This is a genomic window from Rhodococcus sp. 15-649-2-2 (genome assembly GCF_002258645.1).
Classification (GTDB): Bacteria; Actinomycetota; Actinomycetes; order Mycobacteriales; family Mycobacteriaceae; genus Rhodococcoides.
Genome location: NZ_NPFM01000021.1, coordinates 230,895 through 251,878, shown reverse-complemented (window position 1 = coordinate 251,878; position 20,984 = coordinate 230,895). Strand labels below are relative to the sequence as shown.

The window sequence follows — 20,984 nt, the reverse complement described above, 5'->3', positions numbered from 1 at the left end:
TCCCTATTTCCGAGCCGAAGCGGCGTAGCGGCTGACCGGACGCGCCAGTCCCAAATTCTCGCGCAGCGAGAGTCCAGGGGTCGGCCTGCGAAGCAGATGTGCCGGGACGGCAAGGTCTTTCACGGCGTCAGTCCCGAGATGTAACCGGATGCCGTCGACCACGCCGGCCAGCGATTGGGCGTCGGACAGATCGTCGATGTCGGCGAACACCAGGGCTGCTCCATCGGCGCGCGCCGCTGCCGCCCGATCCGCCACATCGTCGCCGCGCACCAACGCCACATCCAGCAGATCGGTGACGCCCAGATCTACATCTCCGATGACGACCACCTGACCCTGCGGCGAACGTGGAGTGATCAAGGGCCCGACGACATCGAAGAACTCGCCCTCGAACCGCACGTGATGCACCTTGGCTGGGTCGAGATATCGACCGGTCGTCGCGTCACGGATAACCGCGTCGTCCTCCCACGAATCCCACAGCCGCCGAGACACGTCGATGACGTCACGGATCTCGGCGGTCACGCTCGACCGCACCTCCGATCCCACTGCTGCATGAGCGGCCGGCGAATTGTCTGCGCCGATCACCCAGGCTCCTCGGCCGTGGGATGCATGGTCGAGACTGGCGAGTTGTGTTGCGAGAAAGAACGGTTCGGTAGTGACTGTGTGGACGGTGGGAGCCAGCCCGATGGTCGACGTGGTCGAGGCGACGAACGCAGCGCGCGTGCCTGCATCGAGTCGATTCCGGGCCGAGACCAGAGAATCACCGAAGGTGACGAACGTGAAACCTGCGCGTTCGGCCTCCGCGACGTTGCGGCGAAGCCGCTCGGGTGACTCGTCGTAGCCGTCGAGTTCGAGGGCAAAGTACAAGGTGTCAGCCATTGTCGACCACGATCGCACCTGCCACCGTGCCGAATTCGACCCTCGATGGCGCGCTTCGCACATCCACCAACGTGGCCTCGCCCGCCACGGCTTCGCTGAGGCTGATCAACTCCGAACTCATCGTGATCCTGCTTTCTCCGGGGCATGCATCGATATCTGCGCAACAGCCCACGTTGCCGCAGATGCGCTCGAGAATGAAGGGTTCGAATCAGCATGAGGCAAACCGAGGAATACAGATGTGAACACTCAGGACGAATGGCCGAACGACGATAGGCTGCCTGATCATGGTCGCCGATTTCCTGCGCAACTGGCTTGTCGACTCGGACCCAGCGCTGCGTTGGCAGGTGGAGCGCGATCTCTTGGACGAGCCGTCCGAAGTTTGGGAAGCAACTCGCGCCCGAGTTGCCACCGAAGGTTTCGGTGCAAGGCTTCTTGCGCTGCAGGATCCGGACGGGCAATGGGCCGGCGGCGCATTCTTCCCTGCGAATTTCGATAGTTCCGCGGCTCCGGGGCAACCCTGGACTGCCACCACGTGGTCGCTGAATTCGCTGCGCGAGTGGGGTCTCGACCCCGCGGTCCTGCGAGCGCGCCGCACGGTCGAGTTGCTCGACAGGAACAGTCGGTGGGAGTACGACAACCTGCCGTACTGGGGCGGCGAGGTGGACTGCTGCATCAACGCGTGGACGGTCGCCAACGGGGTGTGGCTGGGTGCAGACGTCGAGGGCATCGCTCAGTGGTTTCTCGAACACCAACTGCCGGACGGTGGTTGGAACTGCGAGTGGGTCGAGGGATCGACCCGCTCGTCATTTCACTCGACACTGAACTCGTTGAAAGGATTGCTGGAGTACGACACAGCCCTCGGCGGCACGGACGAAACTCGAGCTGCCCGGCGCGCCGGTGAAAAGTACTTGCTGACGCGAAAGCTCCTGTACACGTTGTCCACGGCTGAGAAAGTCGGGCCATGGGTGGATCAATTCTTCTACCCATCCCGTTGGACGTACAACGCCCTCAGTGCCGCCGACTACTTTCGGCAGGCTTCCCTGCTCGATGGGACAGCGCCGGATCCCCGCATGGAGGAGGCGATAGGAATCATCAGAGCCGCCCGCCAGAACGATGGAACGTGGTTGCAGGGTCACCCTCATCCAGGTGAGGCGTGGTTCGCGACCGACGTACCAGAGGGTGAACGCTCGAAGTGGCTGACACTGATCGGAACCCGAGTGCTGACGTGGTGGGATTCCTACTACGGCTGATCGTGCCTGCGTACGGACATGCAGTGAGCGTCTACTTCAGTTCGACGCTTACATTGCGGGTGCATCATCACCCGCGGATTCCGAAGTCGACGGCAGCGTGGGTGCAGGCAGGCTGCGATCCCAGGCGATCGATGATCGCCGTCAGTCGTGTTCTGAGCCAGGTCATGGACGCGACGCTAGGCTCGCCGCTCAGATAGTGCACCCGTTGCAATCACGCTGATTCGAAAGGCTGGCGCTACCGATCCTGTTCCGTCGACCTCCAGGAAGATCCGGTCTCCCGCTCGAAAGCTGGTCGCACGTCAACGGTGTCGTACACGATCGACAGTGTTGTGATGCGGCCATCGTCGGGGCAGCCACCCCGGAGGGTAACCGCCAGTCGAAATGGAACCAGAAGGTGACGAGCCGCGTTCCTGCCGAGGTGCGTCCCTCGGCCACGCCCTTCGACGTCAGCTCGGCGCTTGAGGTATCGATGAACAATGCCCGATAGAAGTCGGGTGCTGGCGTGGGACCGTACAACGGCGAATGCACGACGGCACCGGGCGCGAACAGACTCACGATCGCATCGAGGTCGGCGCGATGCAGGGCGTCGAGGTAGCGCTTCACCAGGTAGTCCGTGGCCGAGTTCATGCGCCCACGCTATCCGATCCCAGCGAAAGTGACCGTCCGTCAACCGATCCGGTCAGGTTCCGTCGTGATACGCAGTCCCGCTACCAAGACCCGCGCCATTTTTCGTGGGTCGTAGCGAGAATCCTGTGCACCGATACAGAGGTTGCCGACCGCGCGCATCAGCTCCAGGGCGGTCTGCCCCGGTGCAATCTCCCCCGAGTCCGCAGCGGCGTCGAGCAGTGACTCGCACACGGGGATCAGCCGATCCAGGAAGTAGCTGTGCAAAGTTTCGAATCCGGCGCTGTCCGACTGCATTGCCTCGGCCAGACCATGTTTGGTGGCCAGGAAGTCGACGAATCGGTCGATCCACAGCAGCAACGCGGCGTGCGGTGATTCGCGGCCGGCGAGGAGCTCCTGACCCGCGACGACACACGCCTCCACCTGATGCCGGAAGACGTTAACGACGAGGTCACCACGCGTCGGGAAGTGCCGGTAGATGGTGCCCACGCCGACGCCGGCCCTCCGGGCAATCTCGCGCACCGGTACCTCTACTCCCGAGTCGACGAACGCAGTTGCAGCCGCGTCGAGCAACGTCGCTTCGTTCCGCCTCGCATCCGCTCGTTTCCTGGGCTGCTCGGCTTCGGCCTCGGTCACTGTCCCTCCATGCATCGACAAACGGAACAATGTTCCGTATGTTGGCTTACGGAACATCGTTCCGCTTACCCACACAGTAGCCCCACAGTGGCCAAGAGGAGATCACCATGCAGTACCGCACACTGGGACGAACCGGCGTCCAGGTCAGCACGCTCTCGCTCGGCGCGATGAACTTCGGAGCCATCGGGCGCACTACGCAGGACGAGGCCACCGCAATCGTCGATGCCGCACTCGAGGGCGGCATCAACCTCATCGACACCGCGGACATGTACAGCCAGGGGCAGTCCGAGGAGATGGTCGGCAGGGCGATCGCAGGTCGGCGGGAGAACGTCGTGCTGGCCACCAAAGTGTTCAACCCGATGGGCGACGAACGAAATCATCAGGGCAGCTCCCGCCGCTGGATCGTCGCCGAACTCGAGAACAGCCTGCGCCGACTCGACACCGATCACGTCGACCTCTACCAGATACACCGCTGGGATCCCACGACGAGCGACGAGGAAACCCTCTCCGCCCTGACGGATCTGCAGCGAGCCGGGAAGATCCGCTACTTCGGCTCCTCCACCTATCCGGCTTACCGAACAGTGCAGGCGCAATGGGCCGCGAAGGAACACCATCTCGCACGGTTCGTCACCGAGCAGCCGCCGTACTCGATCCTGCAGCGCGGCATCGAATCTCATGTCCTTCCTGTCGCCCAGGAATACGGAATGGGAGTGCTCGCGTGGAGCCCCCTGGCGGGCGGATTCCTCTCCGGTGCCATCCGGGCCGGGCAGGCCGCGACCTCCCAACGCGCCATGATGATGCCCGAACGCTTCGGTACCGACACTCCCACCGGACAGGCCAAACTCGACGCTATGGAGAAACTTGTCGCTGTCGCCGACGATGCCGGGCTGACGTTGATCCAACTCGCTCTCGGTTTCGTGACGGCACATCCGGGAGTCACCAGTGCAATCGTCGGGCCGCGTACTGTCGCCCATCTACACTCGCAACTCGCTGCTGCAGACACCATCCTGACCGGCGATATCCTCGATAGGCTCGACGAGATCGTGGCGCCCGGTGTCGATCTCGCTCCCGGCGACAAGTTCGACACCCCACCCGCCCTGCTAGACGCGTCACTGCGGAGACGCTGACATGGCCAGTTTCGGGATCATGACCCCTCCGCAGAATGTCTCCTACGTAGACCTGCGCCGGGTGTGGCGCGAGGCAGACGATATTCCGGAGATCGAGCATGCGTGGCTGTTCGATCACCTCATGCCCATCGGCGGAGATCTCGACGGCCCGATCTTCGACGGCTGGACCATGCTGGCCGCGATGGCCGCCCAGACCGAGCGGTTGAGACTCGGAATCATGGTCACCAGCAACCGCATTCGTCCGCCGGCGATCCTCGCAAAGATCGCCGCTACGGTCGATGTGGTGTCGAATGGTCGGCTGGACTTCGGCATCGGTGCCGGGTCACGGCCGAGCGTGCCCATGGCGAGACGGGAGTACGACGGCAACGGTCTGCCGTACAGCGGCGCCGCGGAAGCGGTGGCGCGACTCGGTGAATCGCTCACCGTGATTCGCAGGCTCTGGACCGAGGACGAACCCTTCGACTTTCACGGTACCCACGTCGACCTCGTCGGGGCCTTCCAGAACCCGAAACCTGTTCAGCGACCCGGCCCACCGATCGTGATCGGCGGCCGAGCAGCAGGTGTGCTGCGTCTCGTCGCCGCGCACGCCGACACGTGGAACATCCCCGGCGGGGACCTCGACGACGCAATGGACCGAGCGAGACTACTCGACCGGTTCTGTGCCGAGATCGGGCGCGATCCAGCGACGATCACCCGATCGGTCGCTCTCGGGGTGTCGTTCGAGGAACCCGAGAAGACGAGAAACGACATCGGTGACGCCGTAGCCGCGGGATTTGATCACGTCGTTCTCATCCTCCCGGGCCCCTACCCCGACGGCATCGCGCACCGGGTGACCGAGGAGTTCATCAGACCCAGCGGGCACTCGTGAGACCCACTACGTCAAGCCCTTTCGTCATGGAACCAGGACGAACTTTCCGCGCGGGTGCGTGGATTGCAGTTCAGCATGCGCCGTCGCGGCGTCGGCGAGCGGGAAGGTCTTCGCGACCGTCACCTCGAACACACCTGCACCTGCCTGCTCCAGCAGCACCGGTGACGCGAGGCGTCGACGCTCCATGCTCGCCGGCCCACCAACGGTGAGGAACCCGTCTGCCGACGCCCGGCCGAAAGCTGCCGTGCTGACCAATCTCGATCTGTCCGTGAGTAATTCGAGCGATACGTCGACGGCCTCGTCGGTGCCCACCGTGTCGATTGCCGCGTCCACCCCATTCGGTGCGGCTGCCCGTACACGGTCGATCAGCCCGTCGCCGTATTCGACGGGCTCGGCACCGTACGCCCGGAGTGCATCGTGGTTCTGTCGGCGCGCAGTGCCGACGACGGTGGCACCGCGCTCGACAGCGAGCTGGGCCACCACGGACCCGACACCGCCTGCCGCTCCGTGCACGAGAACAGTGTCTCCGCTCTTGACACCGACGGATTCCAGTGCGTCGTACGCAGTTCCGGCCACGGCGAGTACACCCGCAGCAACGTTCCAGTCCAGTGCTTCCGGCTTCGGGAACACGAACCGCGCGGGAACCAGAATCCGCTCGGCGTAGGTACCGTTCTGGCCCGACACGACAACCGCGTCGCCGACGGCGATAGGCCCGCTCGGGCCCTCGACGACTCCGCCGACCGCCACCACGATGCCCGACGCCTCGCTGCCCAGCGCAATCGGGAGCTTGGATTCGTCTGTGCCGAATGCACCGCTGTAACTCTTGTAGTCGAAGGGGTTGACGCCGATCGCCTTGACCTCGATCAGAACCTCGCCTTCGGACGGTTCGGGCAGCTCTCGTTCGACGATCTCGATGGCGTCCGGTCCACCGTAGGACGCTGCAACTGCAACTCGTGTCATGCGCGGTACAACGGTCACCACGACGCAAATGTTCCGCTCAGACCCGCAGGCGCGGCAGTCCCCATTCTTTACCGAGCAATTCGTACGAGCGCAGCCGGTCCGCGTGGTCGTGCGTGGCCGAGGTGATCACCACTTCGTCCGCGCCGGTTGCTTCCTGCAGCGCCTCCAACTTCTCCGATGCCGTTGCCGCGGATCCGACGATCTGGGTGTCCACTCGATCAGCGACGAGCTCGTATTGCTCGCCGGTCAGCGGTGCCACGTTCTTCGGATCCGGATACTCAATCGCGCCATGACCGCTGCGAATGCTGTGTACCCAGTGCGGGAAAGACGCTGCCAGCTCTCGCGCCTGCGAATCCGTTTCTGCAACAACCACATCGGCCGACACCGCCACGTACGGCGAGGACAGCCGAGCCGATGGCACGAAAGCACGGCGATACTCGTCGATCGCCTCGAGAGTCGTCCCCGGGCTGAAGTGGTAGCTCGCTGCGAACGGCAAACCGCGGGCACCGGCCTCACGGGCAGTCGGCCCAGCGCTGCTGCCGAACAGCCAGAGCGCCACGTCGGCCCCGACACCCGGGCGTGCCGTCAACGGCACCCCGTCGCGCTCGTAAGTACCGGCAAGCAGCGCAGCAAGGTCGTCGAGTTGATCGACGAAATCCGGGGACTGAGCGTGCGGCTGCTGCAGCGCAGCCAGAGACGCAGCCAGCAGCGGGGTCTTCCGTGGTGCCGCCGAAGCCGGGGCAACTGGGAACAGTCCGCCGGGCTCCGAAGACACCGCGCGCTCGGGCGCAGCCTGCTGCGCACCGGCCAGGGCTGCTGCTCTGCGCTGCCCGGACCTACCGACACCCAGATCGATGCGTCCCGGATACAGGGCGTCGACCGTGCCGAAGGATTCGACGACGGCAGCAGCTGTAGTGAAACCCAGCTGGACCGCTGCCGATCCGACACGAATCCGGTTGGTGGCAGCGGCAATCAGACCGATCAACACTGCGGGTGAAGAACTGGCCGCCGCCACGAAGTGGTGCTCGGCCACCCAATAGCGCTCGTACCCCCACTCTTCGGTCTGGCGCGCCAGATCCAGGGTGTTACGAAGCGCTTGCTGGACGGTCGACCCCTCGCTGATCGGGGACAGATCGAGAACGGACAACGGAACTCGCGTCATCTCGGGTTCTTCTCCCCTGCCTCGACGGCGACGGTCAGTCTGTTCTCGGCCGGCGCGACGGGGCACGTCGCGTAGTCGGTGAACGCACACGGAAGATTCGATGCCCGGTTGAAATCGAGAACGACGGTTCCGTCTACCGGAGCGGGCACTGCTAGGATCCGCGCAGCCGGATAGGTGGTCACCCCGCTCGTGGCATCGGTGAACAGCACCTTCAGACCGTTGCCGATGCCGCCGAACGCAATCAGTTGCGCAGCGGTACCGGCCAACTCGAAGTCGAGAGTGCCCACGGCCGAGTGATGGTGTTCGAGTCCTTCCACCACTGCTCCGGTCGTGACGGTGACCGGTGAGTCGTACGGCGTGAACGTCCCGGTGGCAACGAACTTCTCGCTCGGCTCGTAGATCGGGATACCGCTGTAGGACTGCAGGGTCTGCGCATCCGGGTCGTGTACCCGCAGCGCGACCGAACCGGTCCGACGGATCACCTCGATCCGTCGATCTCCGTCCTCGACCAGGATGCCCGGTGCACCCTCCACCGGATTCAGCGTCGTCACACCGTCGAACCCCTCGACAGTCACCGAATCGGCATCGGCCTTCCAACGGCCGGGAAGGTCCGCGACGGACTCGAATTCATCCGTCAGCCAATACAAACCGGTCAACGACACCCAACCCAGAGGATCACCGTAGGACGCCTCTCGGTCGGCATGCCATTGCGTCCAGTCCTGCTCGAAATCGCTCATGATGCTCGCACTCCTTCACGCTGTTCGTACGGGTGCCGCAGACCGAGATGGTCACGCAAGGTGGTTCCGGCATATTCGGTGCGGAAGCTGCCGCGGTCCTGAAGTTCCGGAATCACCTTGTCGACGAATTCATCGAGGCCGGCTGGGGTGATATGCGGGACGAGAATGAAGCCGTCGCTCGCGTTGTTCTGCACGTAGCTGTCGATTTCCTCGGCCACTTGTGCTGGGGTTCCGACGAACTGCTGCCGCGTCGTCATCGCGATGATCAGTTCACGAATGCTCAGGTTGTCTGCTTCGGCGCGCTCGCGGTACTGCTGGGCAATGGTTCTGGGGTCGCCGTGTCGCGCACGGCCACGGCTGATGGACACATCGCCGCTGGGTTCGATATCCGGCAACGGCCCGTCCGGGTCGTACGCGGACAAGTCCTGTCCCCACACCTGTTCGAGGAACGAAATAGCTGTCTTACCGCTGACCTGCTGATGCCGGATGTGGTCCGCCTTGTCGACCGCGTCCTGCGCAGAATCTCCGAGCACGAACGTCGCCGCGGGCAGCACCTTCAGGTCGTCGTGCTCGCGGCCGTACTTGGCGAGCCGACCCTTGACGTCGGAGTAGAACTTCTGTCCGTCCTCGAGCGTGCCGTGGATGGTGAAGATGGCGTCGGCCTTGGCCGCACCGAACTCTCGGCCCTCGTCGGAATCGCCCGCCTGCAGCAGAACCGGATGCCCCTGCGGACTGCGCGGAAGTGTGAAGCGGCCCTCGACCTCGAACTGTGGCCCGGTATGCCGCACGGTTCGGATCCCGGACTCGCGACCGAAGATTCCCCGCTCACGATCGACGACTAGCGCGTCGGACTGCCAAGAATCCCAGAACTTTCGCGCGACGTCGATGATCTCGTTGGCCCGCACGTAACGGTCGGCACGATCGAGATAGCCGCCCCGCCGAAAATTCTCGCCGGTGAACGCGTCCGAGGACGTCACCATGTTCCATGCCGACCTACCGTCGGACAGGTGATCCAGCGACGAGAATTGTTTGGCGAGCTCGAACGGTTCGTTGAACGTGGTGTTGATCGTCCCGGCAAGTCCCAGCTTGGTCGTCACCGACGCAAGCGCATTGAGGACGGTGAGCGTATCCGGTCGACCGACCACGTCGAGATCGTGAATCCGGTTGCGATGCTCCCGAAGTCGCAGTCCCTCGGCGAGGAAGAAGAAGTCGAACAGACCGCGTTCGGCCGATTCGGCGAGGTGTACGAACGAATCGAACTCGATCTGGCTCTTCGATTCCGGATCGGCCCAGACGGTGGTGTTGTTGACGCCGGGGAAATGGGCACCCAGATGTATCTGCTTCTTCGTCACAGGCTCTTCCCTTCGAGTGCATAGCGATTGACGGGGCGAGTCAGGCCGAGACGCTCGCGCAGAGTCGATCCGCTGCGGGTGTCGGTGGCCGGTAGTGCCGCCACTCCAGACGGCAGGGCGAGCGGTACCAGGGTGACCCCGTCCAGCCCGGCCGCTTCGATGGAACCGAGCAGGAGATGCAAGCCTGCTAGGTCGCCGACATGCGACACGCTCTCAGCGGCTCTGACGTGCCCCGCCCAGTTGTCGAGCTGAGCGAGTTCCTCAGCGGCAGAGTCGGATACCAAGGTCTCCACGTCCAACAGGACGAACACCTCGGCCGGGTCACGGCCTTCGGCAACGACCGCCCGTCGAACGCGGGCGGCGGTCGTTGCCGCATCCTCGACCGAGTCGGCGACGATTCGGACGATGTCGGCACGCGCAGCGGCCACCGACACGGACTCCGTGGAGTCACCGCGAATCACGACCAGCGACTGTCCTTGAGGAGACCTCGGAGTGATCGACGGACCCTTGACCGAGAAGTTCTCACCCTCGAAGTCGATGTAGTGCAGCTTGTCTCGGTCGATGAACCGCCCCGACTCGACATCACGGATCTCCGCGTCGTCCTCCCAGCTGTCCCAGAGCCTGGTGACGACCTCGATTGCCTCGTCCGCCTCGCGCCACAGGCTGCCGTTGTCCTGCTCCGCTTTCCGACCGAACAGCGCTGCCTGCTCGGCACCCGGACTCACCTCGACCTGCCATCCGGCCCGGCCGTGGGAAGCGAAATCGAGGCTCGCGATCTGCTTCGAGATGTGGAACGGCTCGGTGTGCGTGACGGTGATCGTGGGCACCAGCCCGATCTTCTCGGTGACGGCGGCTGCCCGTGCCGCGATGGCTGCGGCCTCGAGCGTCCGACTGGCGAACGAATCGCCCAGGAACGCGAGATCGATACCCGCTCGGTCTGCAGTCTGGAACTGGTCGATCCAGAACCCTGCTGTGAACACCTCTTCGGCGCGAGAGTCAGGGCGACGCCAGGCCTGCGGATGTGCGCCGGTGCCTTTCAGCTCTATCGCGGTCAGGAACAGCTTGTCAGACACTGGTACTCGCTTTCTCGCGCGCGCTTCCGGGAATGGCCCCGAGTAGCTCGCGGGTGTAATCCTGCTGTGGATTGTCGAACAGTGCTGCGGTGTCGCCGTATTCCACGATGACGCCGGATTGCATGACGGCCACGGTGTCGCTGATCTGACGAACCACGGCCAGATCGTGCGAGATGAAGAGGTAGCTCAGGCCCAGCTCGGACTGCAGATCGTCGAGCAATGTCAGGATCTGTGCTTGCACCGATACGTCGAGGGCCGAGACCGGCTCGTCGAGCACCACCAGTTCCGGCGCGAGAGCCAACGCTCTGGCGATGGCGACGCGCTGGCGCTGCCCACCCGACAGCTCGGCAGGCCGGCGGGCCAGGTAGTCGCTGGTGAGTGCCACCTGATCCAGCAACGTCCGGGCACGCTCGGAACGCTCACGCGAGGAACCGACCTTGAACGCGTCCAACGGTTCTCGCACGATCTCGCCGACGCGCAGCTTTGGGTTCAGTGACGCGTACGGGTTCTGATAGACGATCTGAACACGCCGTCGCAGTTCACGCCTGGCCTTACCGCGCAGACCGGTGACGTCCACACCGTCGAACGTGACCGATCCCGACGACGCGGTCTCCAGGCCGATCGCGATGCGCGCCAACGTGGACTTGCCGGACCCGGACTCGCCGACGAGCGAGACCGTCCGCCCACGTTCGACGGTCAACGTGGCTCCCTTGACCGCATCGAGGTGGACGCCTCGGCCTATGGTGAACCGCTTCGAGACGTCGCCGACCGTCAGGATCGGATCGACTGCCGTGGTGCGCGCGGGTCGTACGGTCGTATTCAGCGACGGCGCAGCGGCCAACAGTTGACGTGTGTACGCGTGCGTCGGGTTCGCCAGTACCTCTGCGGTGGGGCCGGTTTCGACAATCCGACCCGCGCTCATGACAATCAGGCGATCGGCTCTGTCCGCAGCCACGCCCAAGTCATGAGTGATCAGCAGGACAGCGGCACCGGTCTCGGCGATCCTGGCGTCGAGATGATCGAGGATGCGTCGCTGCACGGTGACGTCCAGGGCGCTGGTCGGCTCGTCGGCGATCACCAGTTCCGGGCGGCACGCGAGAGCGATTCCGATCAGTACGCGCTGACGCTGCCCACCGGACAGGTCCTGCGGATACTGCCGCGCCCGCACCTCGGGGTTGTCCAGACCCGCTTCGGTGAGGATGCGAATTGCCTCGACCTTCGCGGACCGGCGATCTGCGAGACCGTGCACCCGCAGCACCTCGGCAACCTGGTCGCCGACGCGAACCACCGGGTTCAGCGAGGTGGTCGGATCCTGCGGGACGAGCCCGATATGACGGCCGCGCAACCGGTTCAACGTCTTGTCCGAGGCTGTGTCGAGCCGCTGCCCGTCGAACGTCACCGATCCGCCCACGATGCGGCCGGAACCCGAGAGCAGACCGATGAGGGCGTGGGCAGTCGTCGACTTTCCGGAGCCCGATTCGCCGACCACGGCCACCACTTCACCGCGGTCGACGGTGAACCCGATGCCGGAGACGGCGGTCGTCTCACCGTAATTGACGTGCAGATTCTCTACTTCGAGAATGGGGCTCATTGTGATCGCCTCTCGAGCGCGTGCCCTACGCGGTGCGCGGACACGACGACGGCCACGATCACCAATCCCGGCAGTGTGGTCATCCACCAGGCGGTGGCCAGGAAGTTGCGGCCCTCGGAAATCAGCGATCCCCACTCCGGGGTGGGCGGAGCAGCGCCGAAGCCGAGGAAGCTCAGCGCCGATACCGCGAGAACTGCCATACCGAATTCGACTGCAGCGAGCGCGATCACGGGGCCGTACGAGTTTCTGAGGATGTGCCTGCGGAAGACATCGAACCACCGCACACCCGAGGCGTAGGCCGCTTCGACGTACAGTGATCTGCGCACCCGCAGCACCTCCGAGCGCATCACTCTGGCGAAATTGGCAATCAGCGTGACTCCGACGGCGATAGCAACGTTGACGGTGCCGAAGCCCAGAGCGGTCACCAGCGCCAGCGAGAGCAACAGCGTCGGAATCGACAGCAGCACATCGACAATGCGCATCAGCACGGCGTCAACTACTCCGCCGACGGCCCCCGAGACCAGACCGATGATCGAGCCGACCACCAGGGCGATGCCGACTGCCAACAGCGTTGCCGTCAGCGACAATCCGGAACCGTGGACCACTCGGGTGAAGACGTCACGGCCGATGTTGTCGGTGCCGAACCAGTGCGCCGCGCTAGGTGCCTGCAGCTTGTCGGCCGGTGTACCCACCAGCGGATCGCCGCTGGCGAAGACGGTCGGGAACAGCGCGAACCCGAGAGCCAGCAACAGCACGACCACGGAGGCACCGAGCCAGATGTGCTTCAGCACGTCTCGCGGACCCCTGCGCCGCGCGGGTGCCGGTGCTTCTTCGACTACCGGGGGAACTGCCGAATGGACGGCGGTCTCGCGAATCAGGATGTCAGACATGAGCTTTCTCCGGTTCTGCACTGGCCTGCACGGGCCGGTATTCGCGCACGATGCGCGGATCGATCAGCGGATAGAGCAGGTCGACTACGAGATTGACCAGGACGAAGACCAGCGAGGTCAGAACGACGATGCCCTGCACCACCGGAATGTCCTGGGCCAGCACCGATGTCTGGGTAAGCCGTCCGACTCCGGCGCGCGAGAACACCGTCTCGACCACCACCGATCCGGCCAGCAGGGTGCCCACCAAGACCCCGGCAATCGTGAAGGCGGGGATCGACGACAGTCGCAGAACGTGTCGCGTCTGCACCCGAAGGCGTGAGACCCCCTTGGCGCGAGCCACATCCACGAACGGCTGCTTCCACGTGGTGGCCATGCTGGTAGCCAGGACCTGAGCGATGACAGCACCGGTCGGCAGTGCCAGTGTCACCGCAGGCAGCACCAACGACGCTGCCCCGTCGTCACCGAACGCCGGGAACCAGCGCAGTCGGAACGAGAACAGTTGCAGCAGCAGTAGTCCTACCCAGAACGTCGGCACCGCCACCCCGAGCGGTGGGAGCGCGAGCAGCAGGTTCTTCAGCCAGACGATCTGGGTGTACGTGGCTGCGTAAGCCACCGCTGATCCGAATACGACGGCCAGCACCAGGGCCGTCCCCGCCAAGCCGAGTGTGCTGGGCACCGCGTCGAGAATGGCCGTCGTCACCGGCTGGCCGGTGGCGATGGACAATCCGAAATCACCCTGCACGGCCCCGACCAGCGAGTGCCAGTACTGCACCAGCACCGGCTGATCGAGACCGTAACGAGCCTGCAGTTCAGCGATCGCCGCAGCATCTGCCGGGGTGCCCGAGCCGGCCGAGTCCACGGCAAGACTGACCGGGTCCGAGGGAAGGAGGAAGAGCACGATGAACGAGATGGTGAACGCAGCCCACAGCACTGCCAGTGCCTGCAGTACTCGCTGTCCGATGTAGCGGGTCATGGCTCTACTGCCCGCTCAGCCAAGTGTCGAAGAACTGCAGGCGAGCGGAGGCCTCGAACTTCAGATCCTGTACTTTCGACGCCGCGCCGACTGCCTGCGAGAGTTCGATCGTGGGAATCCACAGTCCGTTGTCGAGCACCTGCTGCTGCGCGCTTGCGAGGATCTCGTTGCGGGCCGCCACGTCGGTGGTCGAGAGCTGCTCCGTCAACGATGCATCCAGATCCGGAATCGGGCCGCGCGCGTTCAAGTTCCGTCCGTCCACGGCAAACGAGGTGCGCAGAATGTCGCCGTCGGCGCGGGTGCTGTTGTAGTACGTCGCGTCGTAGTCCTTTGTGCCTTGCCGTGCCGTCGCCTCCGAAGTGGAGACCAGTTCGAGCTGTAGGTCGACACCCACGGCCCGCAGCTGCTGTTGGGTCAGTTCCAGAATCGCCTGGTTGCCGGCGAACACCGCCGAGTACATGACCTTGAAACTCAGCTTCTGCCCGTCCTTTTCACGGATGCCGTCTCCACCTGGAACCCATCCGGCCGCGTCGAGCAACGACTTCGACTTCTCTGGATCGTAGGTGACATCGGCGAGTTCGACGTAACCCGGGGTGGCACTGGCCAACGTACTTGTCGCCGTTCGGAAGTCGGGTCCGAGGACCGTGTCGACGAGTTCCTGACGGTTGATCGCCGGTACAAGGGCCGTCCGGACGGCGGGGTCCTGTAGCGCACCGCGAGTGACGTTGGGCTGAATGCCGAACGGAACGCCCGGGTTGGATGCCGTCAGAATCCGGCCACCGGTCGCCTCGATCTGCGGAGCGTCCTGCGGTAGCGCGTCGCTGACGGCGTCGAGCTGGTCAGAGGAAAGACTGCCGGTACGTACACCCGATTCGGGCACGATGGTGAACTCGATACGGTCCAGGTATGCCTCGCCCTCGTGACCGAATACCGCAGAGCCCCAGTCGTATCCGCTTCGCTTGGCCAACGTGACGGAACGGTCCTGCTGGTAGTCCGCATAGGTGAACGGTCCCGATCCGATGTTGGTACCCAAGCACCGCGACTCCGCCGACTGCGCCGAGGTGGCGACGGCCTGGATGCCGAGCTGAGGCGTCGAACTCGCTTGCAGGAACTGCGCATTGGGTGCCGAGAAGTCGATGCGGATGGTGAGCGGGTCGACGACCGTGGCACCTTGATATCCGGTCAGGTAACTCGCAGCCAGCGGTGCCTTGGCGGCACCGAGGGTGCCGGTGATGGCGTCGAAATTGTCCTTGACGGCGGTGGCGTCGAGCGGGGTGCCGTCACTGAACGTCACACCGTCCTTCAGCTGGAAGGTGAAGGATTTCGCGTCGGCACCGACCTCCCAACTCTCGGCCAACCATGGCTCGACTTCTCCGGTTTCAGGGTTCTGGTCGGTAAGCGAATCGATCACCTGCCGGGTGACGTAGATGGTTTGATTTGTACCCGCCTGAGCCGGGTCGGAGCAGGTAGGAGCCCCGGACAGGCCGTAACGCAGCGTCCCTCCGGACTGCGGTGGGCCCGCGTCGGCGGCCGAGGTGGTGGCGCTACCTGCGCACCCGGCGAGCAGTGTGGCGGTGGCGGCGATTACTCCGGCCACCAGAAGAACAGGGCGAGTGGACACGTGGGTGTCTCCGGTATCTGGTCGATCGCACGAGAGCTCCCGCGTCCGAGCCAGGTGCGCCCAGGAAGGAGTTCGTGCAGATGATGAGGTGTGGTGTCGAAAAGTGCGGTGCCGAAATGTCAGCTAAGACAGGTCGAACCGTTCAGACGGCACAGATCGACATGAATCCGACGGCATCCGTCGACGAAACCTGAGGCGACTCGAGTGTTCACGTGTATTCCTCCATCGGTCCCGGCGGTAGCACCCTCACCCGACAAGCGGGGGGTTGCTGCGACGTCATAGAGCCAGGTCTCTCGGTCGCTCTGGATGGTCCTACGTGTCCGATACTACGAGAGGGTCGGCGCACTTGCCAACTGGGGTAGAAATCCCACACCGACTGAAGCCTCGAAGAGTCCGGACAGGACCAATCCTACCAATCAGACGGCCACTGTCAGCTCAGCGTTCTCGCTTTCGATTGGGACCGAATCAAGCTGCTGCTCAGCCATATTCGACACCCGAGCGTTCACACGATGCACCCAATACCCGACCGTTTCGTCGGCCGAGGCAAACCGATCCAGCACGTCCATGCACAGCCAGGTCGCAACCGAGAAATCCTGTTCCACCCCGTCGAGGCCCATGAGTGCCAACTCGTCGCCCACGGCGATGAGAGCGCGATCGACACCGGAACTACCGCGCTCGAGCCATCCCAACGCCCGCCGGAGATACTCCCAGTCGGCCGCGGGCACAGACTCGGTGGCCGATTGCCTGCACAATTCCGCCGTCGCAACGAGCGCGTCCACAACCGGTCGCGACAGTGCACCGTCGAGTTCGACGAGCATGCCTCGATCGGAATCGATCAGATCGGCCATGTAGCGCCAACGGGTCGGAAGGGCGACGTCCTCTGGCCACAGGTCCGTCGTACCGAACTGAAGTCGAGTGATCAGTTCCTTCGGTGAACTGCACGAAGCGGCGAAACGAAATGCGTCGTTCATGTCGATCGTCCCCACTGGGTCAACACACAACATTGGACACCGACCCGACAGTCGAGTTCGGAGGTACTGACAAGCAGCGGCTTTCGTCACCGAAACAAGCAACGCTGCTGAGGTCGTTACGTCCGCCTTGGGGGATATTGAACCCCGCCACCAGCATCTACGCGACCCCTCGTTACGCGAGATCGACAACGTCACACTTTCGATCGATGTGTAATCCCCCACATAGTGCGATGCTCCGCCGGTTTCGACGGACAAATACGACCGGGAACGTGTGTTCGAATACTTGTCGGTGGGTCGCGATAGATTCTGTTCATGCTTTCGGGGGACGGCGGATCAGGGGTGGACGGCATCGAGACGGTGCCGCCCGCCCCTGTCGTGTCCGATCCCGAGTTGTCGGTGTTGGTGGACCGCGTCGAGTCCGCGGTCGCCGAATTGGCCGAACAGGGGTCGGTGTCGTGGACCAACGCCGACCGGCGTGCGGTGATCCAACGCATGGAAACACTCACCCGATCGGTCACCGCGTACTCGTACACCTGGCTCAACGAGTTGATCGCTCAACACGGCCTCGAGGTGTATCCGGGGTCGGTGCCGTCGTCGGTGGCGTGGATGCTGCGGATCACCCCACGAGCAGCCGGTGCACGGGTGCGTCTGGCTGCGGAGTTGGGCGATCGCACCGCACTGTCCGGGGAAGTCCTCCCTCCGTTGTTGCCGCACACCGCGGCAGCACTACGGGCGGGGTTGCTCGATGCCAAGCATGTGCAGATGATCCGCGAATTCTTCAAGCACTTGCCGGCCAGTGTCGACCCGCAGACCCGTGATCTCGCAGAACAGCAATTGGTGGGCTACGCCTCGACCAGACTCCCCGACGACTTCGCACCATTGGTGGCGCACCTGGACTCGATCCTCAACCCCGACGGCGACTACGACGAGGACGAGGACGAGGACGGGAAGCCCAAGCCACGCAAACGACGCGATGCGTTCTTCTACCTCGGTGAGCAGGGTGCCGACGGGATGTCGGAAGGCAACTTCTGCGTCGACCCCGAACTACGCGCCTATCTCGAGGCTTTGTTCTCCAAAGCCGCGAAGCCGGGACTCAACAACCCGGCCGACCCGACATCGGTCGTCCACGACGACGAGAACGGCAGTGTTACAGCGCCGAAGCCCGAGCCGACCACCCACGAAGCAGACTCCAGCGATGCAGGCCTGTGGGATGAGAAGAACTACGACGGCGACGACGAGTGCGACGACGAATGTGATGAATATCCCGAATATCGTTGTGGGACAACGCACGACGGCACATCTGCACCCAATGACACCGCGGCACCCGACGACCCTGCTGACTCAGACGACGCAACCGATGCAGACAACGCCTTGGGATCGGACACCGGCGGCGACGATGCAGGTCCGGACACCGCTACGCGGGATGCTGCCGCAGAGCGGGATGCTGCCGCCGCGCGGGATGCTGCTGCCGCGCGGGATCGACGCACCCAGAACGAACGCCGTCACGACGCCCTGAAACTGGCCCTCCGGCACACACTCGCCTCCGGGACTCTCGGCACCCACCGCGGCCTGCCCGTCACCGCCATCGTCACCATGACCCTCAAAGACCTCGACGCCGGCTGCGGCTACGCGATGACCGGCACCGGATCGCGCGTCTCCATCCGCGATGCGATCCGTATGGCGTCCCACGCCCACCACTACCTGACCATCTTCGACGACTACGGACGTGCCCTCTACCTCGGCCGATCCAAACGCATCGCCTCCGCAGACCAACGCATCGTGCTCATCGCCCGAGACCGGGGCTGCAGCTTCCCCTCCTGTACCCGCCCCGCGACCTGGTGCCAAGCCCACCACCTCGACGACTGGGTCGAGGGCGGCTACACCGACATCGACTCCCTCACCTTCGGTTGCGACATGCACCACGCCCTCGTCGGCACCGGACCAGGAAAATGGGCGACCACCAAAACCGGAGCAGGACATCGCTACCCAGGCCGCACCCTCTGGCACCCACCCACCGGAATGGACCCCAAGCGCCGTGGGCTGATCAACCACGCACACCACCCAGAAGAAGTCCTCTACCCACCCGAACACCACGACGACACTGGCGACACCGGAGACGAGGAACCACGACAACCCGCATGACGACCTACACCAGCATCACGGCACAGCTCTGCTTGCTGCACAGACATTCGCTGAAGCCAAGGGCATGCCACACGGCGAGTGATCTACTCTTGCGCCCACTACCGATCAGGTCTTCGATAAGGGCAACGACCATCGAAGGGGCGCAAGCACATGGCGTACGACGAGCTACTTGCAGACCGCGTTCGCGACATCCTCTCCGATCAGGAAAGTCTGCGCGAGCAGAAAATGTTCGGCGGTCTGGCCTTCATGGTGCGAGACAAGATGGTGGTGTGCGTCGGCACCGGGAATCGTGCTCTGCTGGTTCGGGTGGACGGAGTTCGCGAACCCGAATACCTCGAGCGCGACGGAACAGACCATGCCGTGATGGGCCAAGGTCGGTCGATGGGCGCAGGGTGGATCACCGTCGATGCGAACGCACTGACGGGCGAAACAGCGCTGGAATTCTGGATCGCCGCGGCGCTCGAACACAACACCACCGCGGCCGGCTGACCGGCACCGAAACGCTCCTCGGCTGTGCCGCACCCACCTACGGAGTAAGCCGGGAACTCACTGCCGCGGATTCATTCGAGACTCTTCTCGAAGGGATGTGATCCGACAGTCTTGGGCGGCAAGCTCCGGTCGAACAATGGGGTGTATCCGGCTGCCAGGTACAGGGCAACTGCTTCAGGCTGATTCCAGCCGGTTGTCAGATACACCCGGCGATATCCACGATCGCGTGCGCTGCGTTCCAACTCGGCCACAACGAGTTTTCCGAATCCCCTACCGCGGTGCGCTTTCGAGGTCCAGATTCGCTTGAGCTCGGCGGTAGTCGAGTCGTACTGCCGGTACGCGCCGCCGGCAACCGGAACACCGTCGTCCAACGCCATCACCAGCACACCGCCCGGAGGGGCGAATTCCTGAGCGGGATAGGACTTCAGTTCTTGATATTGAACGCCGGGACTGCGGCCGTACCTGGACGCATACTCGGCCGCCAGCTCTTGCAGCAGAGGCGTCGCAAGTGGATCGTTCTGATCGACTTCGACGAAGTTCAGCCGAACTGGACCGGTGTCGCCAGTGCGAGTGTTCAGATCGAACGTTGCGCTCATGAGCTTCCTGTCTCGATTATCCGTCGACCAGATCTGCGACCAATTCCCCGACCGCAGGGGCGAACTTGAATCCGTGGCCCGAGAATCCCGCAGCGACAACGGTGTTGCCACTGCGCCCGATAGCGAAGTTGGAATCGGGAGTACTGGTGTACAGACACGTCAGCGGGTCGGCCGTATCGGCGTTCACTCCAGGAAGCCACGTCCGTGCGTACTCGATCAGGCGATCGACTCCCGCGGGATCGGCCACGAAGTCGCGGGTGTGCGGATCGACGACCGGTCCGGTGGCATGCTCGCCGATCTTGATGCCGTCGGGCGACGACAACCCGTAGATGCCGGCAGTATCGAGAAGTGCACCGGGGTGGTGGATGAAGCTCGGCCACAATTCGTCGGAAAGCAACGGCGCGAAATGCGCCGGCTGCTCCTGCGTGGTGACCAACGGCGGAGTGGCACCGTACGGCGCGAACTCGGCCGTCCATGCTCCCGCCGCGAGAACGACCACGTCCGCACCGTAGGTGTGGGTATCCGTCACCACGTCGGAGCCGGAGATCTCACGCACGGGCGTCTCGTATTCGACCGTCGCACCGCGTGAGCGAGCTGCCGCTACAGCTGCGGCGACGCTGTGATCGGCGTGAAGTCGCCCGGCCGCAGCATGGAACAGCACTGTGGTGTCGAATCGTAGACCGGGCCACCGCCGCTGCGCAGCAATGGGTTCCAACACTTCGAACTCCAGACCCGCCCGCTCGAGTGCGCCGATCCTCGGATTCACCGTGCTCGGATCTCCATGATCGACGGCTCCCGTGATGTCCAACAATTCTGAGTCGGTAGCGGTTTCGAGCTCACGCCAAAGTCCGTGTGCCCGGGCGGCCAGTGCCACGTAGTAGTCGTCGGCATATGCGTGCCGAAAAATTCGCGAGCTGCCGTGCGAGGCACCGTTCTTGTGCCCCGGCCCGAACTGCTCGAGCAGGGTGACGTCATGACCGCGTCGCGCAATCTGCCACGCCGACGACGCTCCGATGATGCCGCCACCGACGACTACCACTTTCACC

Annotated in this window: 21 protein-coding genes and 1 riboswitch; of the genes, 5 read left to right on the top strand and 16 right to left on the bottom strand. The window is 64.0% G+C overall.

Annotation, left to right across the window (positions count from 1 at the left end; genetic code table 11):
- Positions 1-3 precede the first annotated feature (3 nt).
- Together CH305_RS13130 and CH305_RS29470 are read right to left on the bottom strand one after the other, a co-directional pair.
- The gene (locus CH305_RS13130; RefSeq protein WP_094703919.1) at positions 4-876 is read right to left on the bottom strand and encodes an LLM class flavin-dependent oxidoreductase; all 873 of its coding nucleotides are present in this window, start codon (positions 874-876) and stop codon (positions 4-6) included.
- Positions 869-997 (bottom strand): hypothetical protein, encoded by a 129-nt coding sequence (locus CH305_RS29470; protein WP_256983725.1) that lies wholly within the window; start codon positions 995-997, stop codon positions 869-871. Before CH305_RS29470 ends, CH305_RS13130 begins: the two co-directional genes overlap by 8 nt.
- Positions 998-1,160: 163 nt before the next feature.
- Between CH305_RS29470 and CH305_RS13125 the strand changes: the two genes are divergently transcribed.
- On the top strand, positions 1,161-2,126 hold the full coding sequence (locus CH305_RS13125; protein WP_094703918.1) for a squalene cyclase: 966 nt from the start codon (positions 1,161-1,163) through the stop codon (positions 2,124-2,126).
- Between the two features lie 189 nt (positions 2,127-2,315).
- Here CH305_RS13125 and CH305_RS13120 read toward each other — a convergent pair whose 3' ends face one another.
- On the bottom strand, positions 2,316-2,753 hold the full coding sequence (locus tag CH305_RS13120; RefSeq protein WP_218828585.1) for a nuclear transport factor 2 family protein: 438 nt from the start codon (positions 2,751-2,753) through the stop codon (positions 2,316-2,318).
- A gap of 39 nt (positions 2,754-2,792) precedes the next feature.
- Positions 2,793-3,386 (bottom strand): TetR/AcrR family transcriptional regulator, encoded by a 594-nt coding sequence (locus CH305_RS13115; protein WP_218828584.1) that lies wholly within the window; start codon positions 3,384-3,386, stop codon positions 2,793-2,795.
- A gap of 107 nt (positions 3,387-3,493) precedes the next feature.
- Between CH305_RS13115 and CH305_RS13110 the strand changes: the two genes are divergently transcribed.
- Both CH305_RS13110 and CH305_RS13105 read left to right on the top strand, forming a co-directional pair.
- Positions 3,494-4,513 (top strand): aldo/keto reductase, encoded by a 1,020-nt coding sequence (locus CH305_RS13110; RefSeq protein WP_094703917.1) that lies wholly within the window; start codon positions 3,494-3,496, stop codon positions 4,511-4,513.
- A 1-nt stretch (position 4,514) separates the two neighbouring features.
- On the top strand, positions 4,515-5,381 hold the full coding sequence (locus tag CH305_RS13105) for an LLM class flavin-dependent oxidoreductase (RefSeq protein ID WP_094703916.1): 867 nt from the start codon (positions 4,515-4,517) through the stop codon (positions 5,379-5,381).
- 24 nt (positions 5,382-5,405) lie between these two features.
- On the opposite strand, the gene CH305_RS13100 is transcribed toward CH305_RS13105, so the two are convergent.
- From CH305_RS13100 to CH305_RS13055, 10 genes are all read right to left on the bottom strand, one after another.
- Positions 5,406-6,341 (bottom strand): NADP-dependent oxidoreductase, encoded by a 936-nt coding sequence (locus CH305_RS13100; protein WP_094703915.1) that lies wholly within the window; start codon positions 6,339-6,341, stop codon positions 5,406-5,408.
- Between the two features lie 37 nt (positions 6,342-6,378).
- Entirely contained in the window at positions 6,379-7,503 is a 1,125-nt protein-coding gene (locus CH305_RS13095) for an LLM class flavin-dependent oxidoreductase (RefSeq protein ID WP_094703914.1), read from the bottom strand.
- Complete coding sequence (locus CH305_RS13090; protein ID WP_094703913.1) at positions 7,500-8,240, bottom strand: DUF1684 domain-containing protein; 741 nt, start codon at positions 8,238-8,240, stop codon at positions 7,500-7,502. The genes CH305_RS13095 and CH305_RS13090 overlap by 4 nt, the downstream gene beginning before the upstream one ends.
- Positions 8,237-9,592, bottom strand: a complete 1,356-nt coding sequence (locus CH305_RS13085; protein WP_094703912.1) for an NtaA/DmoA family FMN-dependent monooxygenase — start codon at positions 9,590-9,592, stop codon at positions 8,237-8,239. Before CH305_RS13085 ends, CH305_RS13090 begins: the two co-directional genes overlap by 4 nt.
- A complete protein-coding gene (locus CH305_RS13080) occupies positions 9,589-10,665 on the bottom strand; it encodes an LLM class flavin-dependent oxidoreductase (RefSeq protein ID WP_094703911.1) in 1,077 nt (358 codons plus the stop codon). The genes CH305_RS13085 and CH305_RS13080 overlap by 4 nt, the downstream gene beginning before the upstream one ends.
- Positions 10,658-12,256: an ABC transporter ATP-binding protein gene (locus tag CH305_RS13075; RefSeq protein ID WP_094703910.1), complete on the bottom strand. Its 1,599-nt coding sequence runs from the start codon at positions 12,254-12,256 to the stop codon at positions 10,658-10,660. Before CH305_RS13075 ends, CH305_RS13080 begins: the two co-directional genes overlap by 8 nt.
- On the bottom strand, positions 12,253-13,146 hold the full coding sequence (locus CH305_RS13070; protein ID WP_094703909.1) for an ABC transporter permease: 894 nt from the start codon (positions 13,144-13,146) through the stop codon (positions 12,253-12,255). Before CH305_RS13070 ends, CH305_RS13075 begins: the two co-directional genes overlap by 4 nt.
- The gene (locus CH305_RS13065; protein ID WP_094703908.1) at positions 13,139-14,119 is read right to left on the bottom strand and encodes an ABC transporter permease; all 981 of its coding nucleotides are present in this window, start codon (positions 14,117-14,119) and stop codon (positions 13,139-13,141) included. The genes CH305_RS13070 and CH305_RS13065 overlap by 8 nt, the downstream gene beginning before the upstream one ends.
- Positions 14,120-14,123: 4 nt before the next feature.
- Positions 14,124-15,740, bottom strand: a complete 1,617-nt coding sequence (locus tag CH305_RS13060) for an ABC transporter substrate-binding protein (protein WP_094703907.1) — start codon at positions 15,738-15,740, stop codon at positions 14,124-14,126.
- A gap of 219 nt (positions 15,741-15,959) precedes the next feature.
- Positions 15,960-16,053, bottom strand: a riboswitch (SAM riboswitch).
- Positions 16,054-16,156: 103 nt separating this feature from the next.
- Positions 16,157-16,711, bottom strand: coding sequence for a hypothetical protein (locus tag CH305_RS13055; protein ID WP_094703906.1), 555 nt, complete (start codon positions 16,709-16,711; stop codon positions 16,157-16,159).
- 312 nt (positions 16,712-17,023) lie between these two features.
- On the opposite strand from CH305_RS13055, the gene CH305_RS13050 reads away from it, so the two are divergent.
- Together CH305_RS13050 and CH305_RS13045 are read left to right on the top strand one after the other, a co-directional pair.
- The gene (locus CH305_RS13050; protein ID WP_094703905.1) at positions 17,024-18,853 is read left to right on the top strand and encodes an HNH endonuclease signature motif containing protein; all 1,830 of its coding nucleotides are present in this window, start codon (positions 17,024-17,026) and stop codon (positions 18,851-18,853) included.
- A 150-nt stretch (positions 18,854-19,003) separates the two neighbouring features.
- Positions 19,004-19,342, top strand: a complete 339-nt coding sequence (locus CH305_RS13045; RefSeq protein ID WP_094703904.1) for a TfoX/Sxy family protein — start codon at positions 19,004-19,006, stop codon at positions 19,340-19,342.
- A 71-nt stretch (positions 19,343-19,413) separates the two neighbouring features.
- Here CH305_RS13045 and CH305_RS13040 read toward each other — a convergent pair whose 3' ends face one another.
- On the bottom strand, positions 19,414-19,938 hold the full coding sequence (locus tag CH305_RS13040) for a GNAT family N-acetyltransferase (protein ID WP_094703903.1): 525 nt from the start codon (positions 19,936-19,938) through the stop codon (positions 19,414-19,416).
- Positions 19,939-19,954: 16 nt separating this feature from the next.
- The gene (locus CH305_RS13035; protein ID WP_094703902.1) at positions 19,955-20,983 is read right to left on the bottom strand and encodes an FAD-dependent oxidoreductase; all 1,029 of its coding nucleotides are present in this window, start codon (positions 20,981-20,983) and stop codon (positions 19,955-19,957) included.
- Position 20,984: the final 1 nt, after the last annotated feature.